Source organism: Gammaproteobacteria bacterium, assembly GCA_022450155.1.
Lineage (GTDB): Bacteria > Pseudomonadota > Gammaproteobacteria > Arenicellales > UBA868 > REDSEA-S09-B13.
The window spans coordinates 1-10,486 of the sequence record JAKUQR010000043.1; the positions used below are offsets into that span (position 1 = coordinate 1).

Genomic DNA, 10,486 nt, shown 5'->3' on the forward strand with positions numbered 1-10,486 from the left:
CGCAACAGCCTGCCGCCCATAGAACCACAGAGTGCTGACGAGATCGAGTCCATCCATCAGGAGTCATTGAGAGTGCTAGCTGAACTCGGCATGAAAGTCACCGAAGTCCAAGCTCCAAAAATTTATACAGAAGGCGGCGCAAGAGTCGATCGAGCGGAAGAGTTGGTCTATCTCGATCCCGAGATGGTCGAGGAAGTCATCAAAACTGTGCCGGCGGAGTACATACACAATGCCCGTAATCCCCATAAGTCAGTGACTCTCGGGGGCAATCACATTACCTTTTCCGGTGTCGCCGGTCCCGCATTCGTATCGGACCTCGATCGAGGCCGGCGCCCGGGGACTTATGTGGAACTGTGCGACTACAAGAAATTGTTCCAGAGCTTTGACATTATCCACTATGCACTTGGTGGGTTTGAACCCCTCGACTTGCCCGAGAACAGCCGACATCTTGACATTCTGTTGGCTCAGATTCGTTATACCGATAAGTGCATCAGCACTTCCCTGCTCGGCAGCAACCGTGCTCGGGATGGCCTGAACATGGCGTGCATCCTTTTTGGTATCGACTTCGATGACTTACCCGAACACGTTGTGATCACCGGCAATATCAACACCAATTCACCGCGTCTGCTCGATGGGCCCATGGCAGGCGGATTGATCGAACTCGCCAGGGCAGGACAACCGGTGATTGTGACGCCCTTCACACTGGCCGGTGCGATGGCTCCGGTGACCGTCATCGGCGCCATCACCCAGCAGAATGCCGAGGCATTAGCCGGCATTGTACTCACCCAGTTGGTGCGACCAGGCGTACCCGTAGTCTATGGTGGATTCACTTCAAATGTGGATATGCGCACTGGTTCACCGGCGTTTGGAACGCCGGAACAGACCAAAGCCAGTCTCATCACCGGACAGCTTTGCCGTCGATACCAAATACCCTTTCGCTCAAGCAACACCAACGCGTCAACCAGTGTTGACGCCCAATCGGCCTACGAAAGTGAGATGTCACTTTGGGGCGCGGTCATGGGGCATGCCAACATGGTCATCCATGGTGGCGGTTGGCTTGAAGGCGGTTTGGTCGCTTCGTTTGAGAAGTTGATCATCGATGTAGAGATGATGCAGATGATGGCTGCGTTTGTCGAACCTTTGGCAGTCAACGACCAAACCCTGGCCATCGATGCGATGCGCGAAGTACAACCCGGAGGACATTATTTCGGCACGACCCACACCATGGCGCGTTACGATACCGCGTTTTATACACCTGTGGTATCGGACTGGACTAACTTCGAAAACTGGAAGGAAGCCGGTGGCCTCGACTCAGCACAACGAGCGAACGCGGTCTGGAAGCAAGTAATCAACGACTATGAACAACCTCCCTTAGATCCAGCTATCCTGGAGGAACTTGAGGCCTTTATCGCGCGCCGTAAACGTGAACTCATCGGCGCTGATGCTGTTCTCCGCTAAATAGATCCATCAAACAGATGCTCTCTAGACATCGGGCAAGAGCTCACTGAACTATTTTGCTTTTATCACATAATGGCTAAGTTGCAGCCCATCCAGGATAGAACGTGACCCACATCGACCTACTGCCACAAGATGATTCCACCAACGGCTGGAACAATATTCTGCCGCCGCGGAATCCGAACCCGCCATTGACAGACACGGTAAGCCCCGATTGGGTGGTTGTCGGTGCTGGGTTTGCGGGTTTGGCTGCAGCACGGCGCCTGGCCGAGAACCGACCGCAAGATCAGATCATTCTACTGGAGGCTCAGAATCTCGCAGGTGCAGCCTCGGGTCGCAATGCTGGCTTTGCGATTGACCTTCCCCACGGTCAGCAACTTCAAGATGAGCTTTCTGTGATGCCCAGACATATTAGGCTTGCCCGAAGTGCCATAGATTATCTCCAGCAACAAATCGATACCCATAGTATCGAGTGTCAATGGAGCTCCAGGGGGCAGTACCACGGCGCAGTATCTGCACACGCCTTTAGAACTGAAATAGAACCGTTTGCGCGGGTGCTTGACCAACTCGGCGAGCCTTATCGGCTGCTCGACCGCCAGCAACTGGCCGATGAAATCGGCACAAGCTACTACCATGGTGCACTTTACGCACCGGGGGCATTCCTGATGAATCCGGCAGCGCTGGTCCGTGGACTCGGTGACAGCCAGCCAGAAAACGTGACGATCTACGAAAACTCACCCGTTATCACTGCCAATTATGGCGGCAAGATTACGCTGACAACACCCAACGGGTGTGTACGGGCACAACAGCTTATCCTGGGCACCGGCATCTACACGGAAGAATTTGGGTTTTACAAAAGATCTCTGCTCCCGATCGCCCTATCGGCCAGCTTGTCGCGGTCGCTTACAATTGAAGAACAAAAGGCCCTGGGTGGTCAGGAGGATTGGGGGCTCACACCGGTCGGCATGCCGGGTGTGACCATGCGCTACACCCAGGATCATCGTCTGCTGATTCGTCAGAAAGTCGAGTACGGCCCAGGCTGTCGTCGCAGTGATGCTTACCGAACAGCCCTTCGTGTGGGTCATCAGGCCTGCTTCAACGCCCGCTTTCCGATGCTGCCTGAGGTCACGATAGAACATACCTGGACGGGATTCGTATGTGTCGCCCAGAATCAGGGCCATGGGTTCGGGAAGGTTGCCGACAATATCCACAGTGCTATCTGCCAGAACGGGATTGGGGTTACCAAAGGAACGATCAGCGGACTGCTGGCGGCGGATCTGGCCTGCAGTCGAGATAATCCACTGATTTCGGACCTTCAAAGTCTGGGCACACCGAACCGACTGCCGCCACAGCCATTTCTTGGCCTTGGCGTGCGTGCAAATCTTGCTTGGCGACACTGGACGGGGCGAGCAGAAAAATAGCGCCAGCGGTAAAGTCATGTCTACTCGCAACGAGGCGCTAACGAGCGGTTACACTGTTGCGTTCAATCCGAATCTCATAACCTCAACGCCCGTAGCCATGACCACAACTGCCGACCTCATTGTTCAGGGCTTAAAAGACCTGGGTTTATCGCACTTGTTTTGCCTCCCCGGCGTTCAGAACGATGATTTTTTCGATGCGTTATACCCCCACCGCGAAACGGTTCGGCCAATCCAGGTACGACACGAACAGGCCGCGGGCTACATGGCGCTGGGTGCCGCACTCGCCACCGGCCAGCCCCAGGCCTACTGCGTCGTACCCGGCCCCGGCTTTCTCAATACCACCGCTGCCCTGTCCACCGCCTATGCAGTGAATGCCCCGGTACTGGCACTGATCGGTCAACTCCCCACGGGTGCCATCGACCGCGAGTACGGACTGCTGCATGAAATACCCAACCAGGACGGCATCCTCGGCAGCCTGACCAAACATGCGACCCGCATTCTCGACCCCGACAAAGCCCGAAGCCAATTACATGAAGCGTTAACCGCGCTGATCAATGGCCGTCCCCGCCCCGTCGGCATCGAATGCCCAATGAATATCTGGGGCAGTGAAGTTGGGTCAGACAGCACGCTACCGCCACTTGAAATAACACCGTGCGCTCCCGATACCGAGGCTATCGAATCGGCCGCGGCATTACTGGAACTAAGTGAACACCCACTGATCATCGTCGGCGGTGGTGCACAGCACGCCAGCGCTGAGGTGACCAAACTCGCGGAGCGCCTGCAGGCGCCGGTATCGGCCTTCCGCACGGGCCATGGTGTGCTGGACGCTCGCCACTACTTAAGTGTGACCTCGCCACTCGCTAACGAACTGTGGAAAGACTGTGACGTGGTGTTAGCTGTTGGCACACGGCTGCAGATGCAGCAGATGGCCTGGGGCACGGATGAAAACCTCAAAATTATCCACATCGATATTGACTCAAACGCGGTCGGCCGCCATACAGAACCTGAGATCGGCATCATAGCCGACACAAAACTCGCTTGCCGGGCATTGCTCGATGCGCTGCCGACCGACGACTCGCCCCGCAACAACCGTGAAGAAGAAATGATTGCGAGAAAGGCAGCCATGGCTAAAGTGTTGTCGCCACTCGAGCCGCAGCTGTCATTCATCCGCGCCATCCGGAACGCACTGCCCGAAGACGGCATATTTATTGATGAACTCACGCAAGTCGGCTATGTCAGCCGGTTTGCATTTCCGGTCTATCAGCCCCGGACCTATCTCGCCAGTGGTTACCAGGGCACCCTGGGCTGGGGCTATGCCAGCGCACTCGGTGCCAAAGTGGCCTGCCCTAACCAGGCGGTGGTCGCCATCGCCGGCGACGGCGGATTCATGTTCAACGCACAGGAAATGGCAACCGCAGTCCGGCATAACATTGCCGTCGTGGTGATCGTGTTCAGCGACAACGCCTACGGCAATGTGGCCCGAATCCAGCAGGAAAAATATGCAGGGCGCCAGATCGCGAGTGACCTCCAGAACCCCTCGTTCACTGATTTTGCGAAATCGTTTGGCGTGATGGCGTTAAAGGCCGAAGGACCTGATGCACTGGAAAAAAGCCTGAACCAAGCGCTAGATGCCAATGCGCCGGCCCTGATCGAAGTCCCGGTCGGAGAAATGCCCTCGCCCTGGGACTTCGTGCTGCTGCCGAAAGTACGCGGCACTTAAACTTTCAGTCGTTGGTTTTCCGGGTCCCACGCGGCTTCGGCAAGAACCGCTGCCTTGCGGCGTTTGCCGAGAATCTCAATCTCAAATGACGTACCGGCAGCATCGTAGCCTGTATTGACATAAGCAAAGGCGAGGCTCTGACCGACGCAGTGACCATAAGCCCCGCTGGTGGTGATGCCGATCACCTGATCTCCATCATAAACGGGCTCATTGCCCATAGCGTCGGCGTCTTCAGCATCAACCCGGCAATAAACCAAACGGATGTCGACCCCATCGCGCTGTTTCTGTTCAACAACCTCCGCGCCGATATAACCCCCGCCTTGTCGGGCGAACCGCAGCATGTCGGCTTCAACCAGTGAAATCTCAGTCGTGAGTTCAGCGCCCCAGGCCTTGTACGCCTTTTCCATGCGCAAGGCATTCAGTGCATAGGTCCCGAAGGGGCGAATGCCGTGGTCTTGGCCAGCATCGAGCAACGCATCGTAGAGTGTTTTGATCTCACTCATGGGATGATGGAGTTCCCATCCAAGCTCCCCAACGTAGGACACGCGCAACGCCCGCACCGGCACACCGGCGACAGTAATCTCCCGGGCTGTCATCCAGGTAAAGCCGTCTTCATTGTCCAATCCGGCATCGGTCAGCGAGGCTAATACATCGCGCGATTGCGGACCGGTCAGCACCAGAACACCATACTCATCGGTCACGTTGGTGACTGAAACCGCTTCGCCCGAGTTAATGTGCTGCACCAGCCAGTCAAGGTCATGAATTTCGGCCGTCGCCGCAGAGAGCAGGTAGTAGTGGTCGTCCGACAACCGGGTGACCGTTGCTTCAGACTCGATGCCACCAAGTGCTGTCAGCATCTGGGTCAAAACAACGGCACCATCTCGACCAGGGACCCGGTTGGCACAGACGCGCTGCAACAGTGCCCTGGCATCGCTGCCCTGAACTTCGTATTTGGAGAAACTCGAAAGATCCAGCAGGCCCACCTGCTCACGCACCGCCCGGCATTCTTGCGCAACCGTGTCAAACCAATTACTGCGTCGAAAGCCATACACTTCAGACACGCCCGCTGGCGCAAACCACTTGGCGCGCTCCCACCCGAACGTATCGGCGTAGACGGCGCCCAGTTCCTTGAGCCTGTCGTAAAGCGGCGTCACACGGGTCGGCCTGCCGGCATCACGAAACTCTCCGGGCAGTGCCGGCTGGTACATCTCCTGGTACTCATCGATTGACTTGGCCACCGCGTAGTCACCACAGGCCCATTTACCGTAACGGCGTGGGTCCATATCCCGAACGTTGATCTCGGTCTGGCCGTGGACCATCCACTGCGCCAGGTATTTGCCGCAACCCGGTCCTTGGGTGATCCCGATTGATGCCCCACAACACAACCAGTAATTGCTTAAGGCTTCTGCTGGTCCCAGCAAAAACCCACCGTCGGGGGTATGGGTGATCGGTCCGTGGACCACCCGCTTGATGCCAGCTTCCGACCAGCAGGGAATCCGCTCGGCAGCAAGCTCAAGACTTGTTTCGAGTCGTTCGAGCTCTGGATTCAGCAGTTCCATGTCAAATCCCCAGTCGATGCCGTCCAGCCCCCAGGCTTCTGCACCGGATTTTTCATACGGCCCGATCAGAATGCCGTCCTGTTCCTGCCGGTAATAGCACGAGGCCTTGGGATCGCGTATGACCGGCGGTTCTTTATCTAAAGCTGCCACCTCGGGCAGATTCTCCGTGACCAGATAGTGATGTTTCATATTCACGATCGGCAGGTCCAGGCCGACCCATTCGCCCACCTGCCGGGCGAAACTGCCGGCGGCATTGACGACATGCTCGCAGGTGATGGTGCCTTTGTCGGTAACCACCGCCCATTCACCGGTGTCTTTGAGTCGCGTATCCAGCACCTGGGTATGACGATAGATCTCGGCACCCCCCATGCGTGCACCAATCGCCATCGAGTTGGTGGCACTGGCGGGATCAGTATGGCCATCGGTGGGGGTATAAATACCCATCTTGACATCATCGACGACCAGCAGTGGGTGGACTTCAAGTATCTCTGAAGGGCTCAACAGGTGAGATTCAATGTTGAGGTAATCCAGGGTGCCTTTGACATATCGAAACCAGTCGACCTCATCGTCGGTCAGACCCAGTCGTATCGCGCCGCAGCCGTGCCACCCGGTTGCCTGACCGGTCTCAGCTTCCAGCTGCTTGTACAACTCGGAACCCGCGTGATGTAGCTTCGCCATACTTAGACCGCCAATGAAATGGGGAATCAACCCGGCTGCATGCCAAGTCGAACCCGAAGTCAGCTCGCCTTTTTCAACGAGCACCACATCGGTCCATCCTTCTTTGGTCAGGTAATACAACAGTCCCGCACCTAAGGCGCCGCCGCCAATCACCACGACTCGAGCGTGTTCTTTCATCACAACTCCCGTGATCTGACACTGGATGTATCCGGCGAGATGCCATCACCCTCACCCTTTTCACCCGAGCCAGTATGCCAAATTATGCCGCCGGGTTGATCAAACATTAGCGCCGGTATCTGCACAATCAGGCGGCTTGCAAGATATCATCGAGTACGGTAACCAGCCGTTCCACTTCTTCAGGAGTGTTGTAGTGCACCATACTCACCCGCACCACACCATCGTCTGGGTCCATGCCCAGCGCCTCCACACAGCGCCTGGCATAGAAATCTCCCGCTCCGACGCCGATCCTGTGGTCAGCCAGCCGCTTCGCAATCACGGCTGACGGCATCGCACGTGCATGAAATGCCACAGTAGCGGCCCGTTGACCGGGTGCAGCCTGATCCTGGCCCAGCAGACGGATGTCCGGGGAGTCATTCAGATAATCCAGCAGAATGTTGGCTAACCTGGATTCGTGCCGGGCCACCAGCTCGAAAACCGCTTTGGCCCGGGTATGGCGGTTGCCTTTATCATGGCCAAAATGATGCCGATGGAGCGCATCGAAATACTCAGTGATGCCAGCCAGTGCCGCAACTTGGGCGTGCTGCGGCCCGGTTGGATTGAGTCGAACCTGCGCTTTTTCCTCATTGAACCAATGGCTCTGTCCTTCGGTTTTCTTCAGCGCATCCGGTGACCCCCACAAGACCCCCTGGTGGGGTCCAAAGGTCTTGTAGGTGCTGTAGGCATAAAAATCAACACCCAAAGCTTTGACATCCGGAATGGTGTGTGGCGCGTAGGACACACCATCGGCGATCACGATCGCGCCAACCTTTCGAGCGATCTCACACACCTGCGCCACATCATTGTGGGTACCTACCAGGTTAGAACACAATGTAAAACACACCAGCTTGGTCTTGTCCGTGACGAGCTCATCAAGATCCCCGATATCCAGTTCAGCGTCGGCTTTCCCGACCCGCCATTCCTTCATCATCACGCCATACTCTGACAGTCGCCGCCAGCAGCCCACGTTCGCTTCGTGGTCCTGATTTGTCACCACGATCTCATCACCCGGGCGCAGCAGCGAACGAAGACCCTGCGCCAGGACATAAAAATTCAGGGTAGTCGATGGCCCGATGGTAATCTCATCGGGTTCAGCGTTGAGGAGTTCGGCAATCGCCGCATAGGACTCGTCCATCTCTTCGCCGGCAGTCTGAGACAACGCATAGGCAGCATACGGTTGAACTTTATGCTCAACAAAAAAGCGGTTGAGACGATCGATTACAGTCTGGGGCACATAGGAGCCCCCGGCATTTTCAAAGAAGATCCAGTCCCGTGTCCCTTCGGCCTGAAAGGCCGGAAACTGTGACCGAACAAAGTCGGTATCTAAGTCCATCTTGGGTTCCTCTGTGTTGATAGTGGTATGTCCACCTGGTTTGACTGCGCTTTTAATGCTGGCACGACGGGCAGTAATACGACGCCCTTTGACCGATTACTTTTCTTTTGATCAGATCACCGCACGCCTCACAAGGCTGACCTTGGCGTTCATACACCTTGAGCGCCTGTTCAAAATAACCCGGCTCCCCGGTGACACGGGAATAATCGCGTAATGTCGTCCCCCCCGCGGCAATCGCCTCACCCAGTACGGACTGAATAGCGGTCACCAACAGATCGTAGCGCTCGAGTGCGATCCGGCCCGCCGCACGTGTCGGACGGATGCCACTTCGAAAGAGTGCTTCACTGGCATAAATATTACCGACACCGACTACAATCCGCCCATCCATAATAAAGTTCTTGACTGCCGCGCGACGCCCTCGGGCCCTGGCGTATAAGTAGTGCCCATCAAAGTCGTCAACCAGCGGTTCCGGACCCAGATGATACAAGTATGGAGACATCAGAGGGTCGCCAGACACCCAAATGACGCTGCCAAACCGGCGGGGATCTCTGAAACGCACACAATGGCCGTCGTCAAGCAGCAGATCCACATGATCGTGCTTTTCGATCGGCGTGGTTGACGGGACCACCCGTAAACGGCCCGACATGCCCAGGTGAATCAGTAAGGTACCCCGTTCAAATTCAAACATAATGTATTTGGCACGGCGTCTGACACTTTGGATAACCTTTCCGCTTAACTTCTGCGACAGCCCCCGGGATACCGGCCAGCGCAGCTGACGCTGCCGGACAATGACACCGGCTACGGTACGCCCTTCAGCGAAGGGGCGAATGCCGTTCACGGTGGTTTCAACTTCCGGCAGCTCGGGCATCAGGCGATTTATATCGTGGATAAGACTGACCGCTATTGTCGCTCCGGATGCGTCGCCTTGGCGACCAGAAAATGCCACAATCTGCGCCCAGCAGAAATCCTGATCACGCCATCAACTGATCTTGCCTGAACAAAATGAGTTATCAAATTACGAATCGACAGACCCAAACAGCTTTTGAAGCCGACACCGCCGAAACGATTCTCGATGCCGCCCTGAGACAAGGCCGGGTGTTTCCCTACAGCTGTCGGAGCGGGTCGTGCGGCACCTGCAAGGCCAAGCTGGTGACCGGGGAGGTTGATGTGGGTCAATTTGCAGCAACAGCGCTCACCCCGCAGGAACAATCACAGGGACTGGTGCTGTTATGTCAGGCCAAAGCGCTCAGCGACCTTGAGATTGATGCCCGTGAAATCGCCGGCGGCGTTGCCCTTGAAATTCGCATGCTGCCCTGCCGGGTGACCGATCTCAGAACATTGTCTCACGATGTGATGGTGCTCAAACTTTCCCTGCCCAAAGGAAAAGATCTTGAATACCTGGCCGGTCAGTACATCGATATTCTGTTGCGCGATGGCAAAAGACGCAGCTTCTCGGTTGCCAATCGGCCCCAAGCCGATACCCCGCTTGAACTTCACGTACGCCAGGTCCCAAATGGTCGATTCACCGGTCACGTGTTCAACGGACTCAAGGTCAAGGAACTGATGCGTTTTCAGGGCCCGTTCGGCACGTTTTTCCTCAGACAGGACAATACAAAACCGGTGATCTTGATGGCTGGCGGCACAGGCCTTGCACCGATCAAAGCCATTCTTGAGCAGGCTTTTCACGTCACCAGCGACCGGTCGTTTCATCTGTTCTGGGGCGTACGCGCCAAGCGGGATCTCTATCTGGATGCGGACATCCGGGGTTGGCTTGAACAGCATGCCAATCTGACCTACACCCCGGTTCTTTCAGAACCCGTGGCAGAGGATGACTGGGACGGCGAGACCGGGTGGGTACACGAAGCCGTGCTGAGACATTTCCCGAGCCTGGATAATATCGAGGTGTACGCCAGCGGGCCGCCCCCCATGATCGCAGCCGCCCGCGAGGCGTTCAGCACACAGGGTCTTGAAGAGGAGTCATTTTTCTACGACTCTTTTGAGTTCGGGGCAGACGTTCTGGACAACTAAATGGTGTTGTACTGTGCAGGCACTGCGCTACCGGCTTTCCGCCACAGCCGGTAACAACTCAGAAGAGGTACCTGTA

Annotated in this window: 7 protein-coding genes and 1 pseudogene; 5 read left to right on the forward strand and 3 right to left on the reverse strand. The window is 56.4% G+C overall.

Annotated elements, in window-relative coordinates; genetic code table 11:
• The 3 genes from MK323_14575 to MK323_14585 form a co-directional block, all read left to right on the forward strand.
• On the forward strand, positions 1–1,458 hold a 1,458-nt coding region (locus MK323_14575), incomplete at its 5' end, for a trimethylamine methyltransferase family protein (GenBank protein ID MCH2483373.1).
• A 104-nt stretch (positions 1,459–1,562) separates the two neighbouring features.
• Positions 1,563–2,876: an FAD-binding oxidoreductase gene (locus MK323_14580; GenBank protein ID MCH2483374.1), complete on the forward strand. Its 1,314-nt coding sequence runs from the start codon at positions 1,563–1,565 to the stop codon at positions 2,874–2,876.
• A 97-nt stretch (positions 2,877–2,973) separates the two neighbouring features.
• Positions 2,974–4,596 (forward strand): thiamine pyrophosphate-dependent enzyme, encoded by a 1,623-nt coding sequence (locus tag MK323_14585; GenBank protein ID MCH2483375.1) that lies wholly within the window; start codon positions 2,974–2,976, stop codon positions 4,594–4,596.
• On the opposite strand, the gene MK323_14590 is transcribed toward MK323_14585, so the two are convergent.
• The 3 genes from MK323_14590 to mutM form a co-directional block, all read right to left on the reverse strand.
• Positions 4,593–7,010 (reverse strand): FAD-dependent oxidoreductase, encoded by a 2,418-nt coding sequence (locus tag MK323_14590; protein ID MCH2483376.1) that lies wholly within the window; start codon positions 7,008–7,010, stop codon positions 4,593–4,595. The genes MK323_14585 and MK323_14590 overlap by 4 nt on opposite strands.
• A gap of 127 nt (positions 7,011–7,137) precedes the next feature.
• Positions 7,138–8,382 (reverse strand): aminotransferase class V-fold PLP-dependent enzyme, encoded by a 1,245-nt coding sequence (locus MK323_14595; GenBank protein MCH2483377.1) that lies wholly within the window; start codon positions 8,380–8,382, stop codon positions 7,138–7,140.
• Positions 8,383–8,434: 52 nt separating this feature from the next.
• Positions 8,435–9,250 carry a bifunctional DNA-formamidopyrimidine glycosylase/DNA-(apurinic or apyrimidinic site) lyase gene (gene mutM, locus MK323_14600; GenBank protein MCH2483378.1) on the reverse strand — a complete coding sequence of 272 codons (816 nt, stop codon included), beginning with the start codon at positions 9,248–9,250 and terminating at the stop codon, positions 8,435–8,437.
• A 191-nt stretch (positions 9,251–9,441) separates the two neighbouring features.
• On the opposite strand from mutM, the pseudogene MK323_14605 reads away from it, so the two are divergent.
• Both MK323_14605 and MK323_14610 read left to right on the forward strand, forming a co-directional pair.
• Positions 9,442–9,567: pseudogene (locus MK323_14605) on the forward strand (2Fe-2S iron-sulfur cluster-binding protein).
• A gap of 168 nt (positions 9,568–9,735) precedes the next feature.
• Positions 9,736–10,410, forward strand: coding sequence for an FAD-binding oxidoreductase (locus MK323_14610; GenBank protein ID MCH2483379.1), 675 nt, complete (start codon positions 9,736–9,738; stop codon positions 10,408–10,410).
• Positions 10,411–10,486 lie beyond the last annotated feature (76 nt).

What these genes read in the sequence shown, in the direction of transcription:
- MK323_14585 (MCH2483375.1), top strand. Translation starts at nt 2,974, where the DNA reads ATGACCACAACTGCCGACCTCATTGTTCAGGGCTTAAAAGACCTGGGT.
- MK323_14590 (MCH2483376.1), bottom strand. Translation starts at nt 7,010, where the DNA reads ATGAAAGAACACGCTCGAGTCGTGGTGATTGGCGGCGGCGCCTTAGGT.
- MK323_14595 (MCH2483377.1), bottom strand. Translation starts at nt 8,382, where the DNA reads ATGGACTTAGATACCGACTTTGTTCGGTCACAGTTTCCGGCCTTTCAG.
- mutM (MCH2483378.1), bottom strand. Translation starts at nt 9,250, where the DNA reads ATGCCCGAGCTGCCGGAAGTTGAAACCACCGTGAACGGCATTCGCCCC.
- MK323_14610 (MCH2483379.1), top strand. Translation starts at nt 9,736, where the DNA reads ATGGTGCTCAAACTTTCCCTGCCCAAAGGAAAAGATCTTGAATACCTG.